The 2,361-nt window shown below is 64.7% G+C and carries 2 protein-coding genes; both read right to left on the bottom strand.

Annotation, left to right across the window (positions count from 1 at the left end; translation table 11 throughout):
- Positions 1-469: PE family protein (locus tag AO501_RS13735; protein WP_156452540.1), on the bottom strand; the 469-nt coding region annotated here is incomplete at its 3' end.
- Positions 470-1,233: 764 nt separating this feature from the next.
- Positions 1,234-2,037: a PE family protein gene (locus tag AO501_RS40215; protein WP_055578252.1), complete on the bottom strand. Its 804-nt coding sequence runs from the start codon at positions 2,035-2,037 to the stop codon at positions 1,234-1,236.
- Between the last annotated feature and the right edge of the window lie 324 nt (positions 2,038-2,361).

Raw genomic sequence — 2,361 nt, 5'->3', positions numbered from 1 at the left:
CCTTGCCTCCGTTCTGGTTGTAAGCGCCGGAACCGCCGGCCCCGCCGTTGCCGAACAGCAGTCCGCCATCTCCGCCGTTAAGGCCGCTTCCGGGCGCGGCGTTGGCTCCGTTACCGATCAGCGGGCGGTTCAGCAAGGCCTGGGTTGGCGCGTTGATCACGTCGAGCACCGCCTGAAGTGGCGATGCACCGGCCGCCTCAGCACCGGCATACGACGTCGCGGCAGACCCGAGCGTCCGCACAAACCGGTGGTGGAGCGCCGAGAGGTGAGTGCCGAGCGCCTGATACTCCCGGGCGTGTGTGCCGAACAGGGCCGCGACTGTAGTCGACACCTCGTCCTCGGCCGCGGCCACAATCGAAGCGGTGTGGGCGGCGGCGATGGCATTGGCGGTGCCGATCCGGGATTCGATATCGGCCAGATCCGCTGTCGCAGTTGTGAGTAGGTCGGGAGTGACAATCAGATACGACATGTCTGCCTTCCGGGGGGAAGATGTGGTTGAGCTTGCGGGGGAATCCTGACGGTGGCGTCAAATCCGTTGTGCGCGGGGCGTTTGCGCCTACAGTCGACAGGTGGCCGGCCGTCGGTTGAGCGGCACGGTAGGTATTTTCGGCGGGCACAACACACGTCCCCACGGCTGTGCGGTTTGTCATACCGTCAGAAGGATTTTGCTCGAAATTTTTTCGTGAAATGGCCCACTTGTGTGTTGCGTTCGCGACTCGAACCCGGGTACGTTGCTGCTGCATTCGCGTTTTGGCTGTGCGACCTCGGACTGTGTTGTCGATCGCATAAAGCAGATCCGTGGAGGTCGACCGTCGAGGGGTCGGTCGCCGTCCATCGGATTGCGCAACGCAATCCGTGTTCGAGATCACGCCAATCGTCTTCCATTGCTGATCGGGCAGCATGGAATACGTTGCATCGCAAGGGGTCTGGACAGGCCGGGCTTCCTGGTGGTGCCACTCCGGACGGTGCCGGTCGAATGTGGCGGTCGGTATGACCCGGTCCTTGTCGCCCGCAGTGCCGTAGTACATGGTTTTTCCGCCATTCAAATCGTTGACGGTTGCTTTCCCGACGCAAATTAGCAAACGGCGAGACCGGTGACGACTACCCGAAATCGCAATTCAAGCTTTATTTCACAATTGCTCAAACTTTTTGTCTGGCAAGGGAGTTCACCACAGTGCAGACCGTATGCCGCGCTTGATCACTCGGCGATACGGCCGGGTGCGGTCGAAATGTCTATTGTTGCGGGAATCGGACGGCTGACAATCCGCCGGAGCCGGAGCCGCGCCGGATGACGGCCTCCCCTTTCGCGCCGTCCATCAGACCGGCACCGCGGATGCCGTCAAGCCAAACGCCATTGCGCGCGCCGGCGCCGGACCGGTCGTTTGAGCCGTCGGAGTCGACCAACCGGCTCAGCAGTCCTCCTGAAGCGCCGGTTCTGACAGCACTCGCCGACCAACCGGCGGCAGGTTCGCCCACCATCGCGGCGCGAAGTAGCAGTCCGCCGCTGCCGCAGTTCCCGCCGGGCGTACCGCCTTCGGCGGACGAGCCGGTGCCCTGGCCCTTGGGGGCAGTACCGCCTACCGGCGCAACCGCTGTGCCGGCACGTGGATTTGCGGTGCGGCCGCGGATCGCATCGGCAGCGGGCGCGACTCCGCTGGGGACCGGTGGCGCCGGGGTAGCCGCCTTGACCGTTACACCGGCGGCGACCGGGGCGGCCTCCGGTACGGCACCGAGGCCTTGACGCATTTGCGCGGCGTTGGCCGACTCGGCCGATGCGTAAGAATTCGCGTCGGCGCTGAGTGCCTGGACGAACTGGTTGTGGAATTTCGCGGCCTGGGCACTGAGAGCCTGATAACCCTGGGCATGCCCCGAGAAGAACGCAGCGACTGCGGCCGATACCTGGTCGCTCGCGGCGGCTGAGACGGCCAATGTCGGGGCCGCCGCGGTTGCATTGGAAGCACTGAGCGTAGAACCGATACCGGCAAGATTGCGAGCGGCTGCCACCAAGCGGTCGGGCGCCGCGTTCACAAACGACATGACACCTCCCAATCGGTCTACAACGACAGACTCGGCCAGTGTCTGTTTTCCCTCGCCGTGCAGCGATGGATATGAGCACCGTAGCGCCTTTTCCGGAAAATGAAACCACCAAATTTTCGAGATTCTCGCCGGGCGTCCGGCGCTCACTCAAGACAACCCGTCCAGCCCGGCCTGACCCCACGCCTTGCCGCCGGCGCCCCCGATGCCGGCCAATCCGATGATGTCGCCGGTCCCGCCATTTCCGCCGTTGCCGCCGCGCTTGCCGGGACCGCGGTCGAGGAGCAACCGCTGCGTCACACCGCCGAACTGCCGCCCCGCCCCGGC

The organism is Mycobacterium gordonae (genome assembly GCF_001417955.2).
GTDB lineage: Bacteria > Actinomycetota > Actinomycetes > Mycobacteriales > Mycobacteriaceae > Mycobacterium > Mycobacterium gordonae_B.
This window is presented reverse-complemented; position numbering and strand designations above follow the sequence as displayed.

What these genes read in the sequence shown, in the direction of transcription:
- AO501_RS40215 (WP_055578252.1), bottom strand. Translation starts at nt 2,037, where the DNA reads ATGTCGTTTGTGAACGCGGCGCCCGACCGCTTGGTGGCAGCCGCTCGC.